This window comes from Bacillus zhangzhouensis (assembly GCF_000715205.1).
Lineage (GTDB): Bacteria > Bacillota > Bacilli > Bacillales > Bacillaceae > Bacillus > Bacillus zhangzhouensis.
The window spans coordinates 1-1132 of record NZ_JOTP01000072.1 but is presented as its reverse complement, the minus strand read 5'-3'; the positions used below and the strand labels follow the sequence as shown (position 1 = coordinate 1132).

Below are 1132 nucleotides of genomic sequence, written 5' to 3'. Positions count from 1 at the left end.
GCGTATAGATGGTTTTTAGGTTTGAACATCAATGACTCCGTTCCCCACCACTCGACCATTAGCTGGAATCGTCGTACTCGATTCAAAGATACAACGATTTTTCAAGACATTTTTGATGAAATTGTGCTTCAAGCCATCAATCATGATATGGTAGGAGGCCGCGTTCTTTTTACTGATTCGACTCATCTTAAAGCCAATGCCAATAAACATAAATATACGAGAAAAACGATTGAACAAGATACTCAGAACTATATAAATGATTTAGAAGAAGCGATCCAAGAAGATCGGGTGGCACACGGAAAAAAGCCCTTAAAGGTAAAAGAGGAGGTGAAAACGGAAAAAGACATTCGTCAAAGTAAGACTGCTCCTGAAAGTGGCTATCTTTATCGTGAAAACAAGCCAGAAGGCTTTTTCTACCTAGACCACCGTACAACGGATATGAAGTACAATATCATCACGGATGCCCATGTCACGCCCGGCAATATCCATGACTCTGTTCCGTATCTTGATCGATTGGATCACCAAATCGCCCGATTTAGTTTTCAAGTAGAAGCTGTTGCCCTTGATTCTGGTTATTTGACAACCAGTTAATTTAACAAGGTTACTCAAAGAATAAAAAATTAAATAGTAAAAACAGATACTTGCAACGAATAAAAGCTGGCAATATATCAGGATTAAAAAATTTAATCCTATATTATAGTGGAATAACCTCAACATAGGGATGATTATTGCGAAAACAATTAAAAAGGAACAATAACTTAATAACAGTTTGAAAATAACACTACCAAACCATATACTCCCTTTTTCAAACGCTTTCATCCAACAAGAGGATTATTTGAGAAGTGGAAATTTCAGTATGACTCTGAACATGATCACTACATATGCCCAAATGGTGAGAAGCTATTATATACAACAACTGATCGAAAAGGTTATAGAAATTAATTAAAAAATTACATTACACTCATTCGCAAGTCATATTTGCCTATTTACTTCCAATTTATAAATTTTCGATAAATTTTAAATTTTCCATTGATTATTTCTGATTTTTTCGTTACAGTTGATGGAAGTTCAATTCATTGACATGTTCATATCTGATCGAAAAGGTTATAGGTTCTACAAGTCAGATCCTAAA

Annotated in this window: 1 pseudogene; it reads left to right on the top strand. The window is 34.7% G+C overall.

Annotated elements, in window-relative coordinates:
• A pseudogene (locus BA70_RS18835) lies at nt 1-582 on the top strand (transposase); the annotation flags it as partial.
• Between the last annotated feature and the right edge of the window lie 550 nt (nt 583-1132).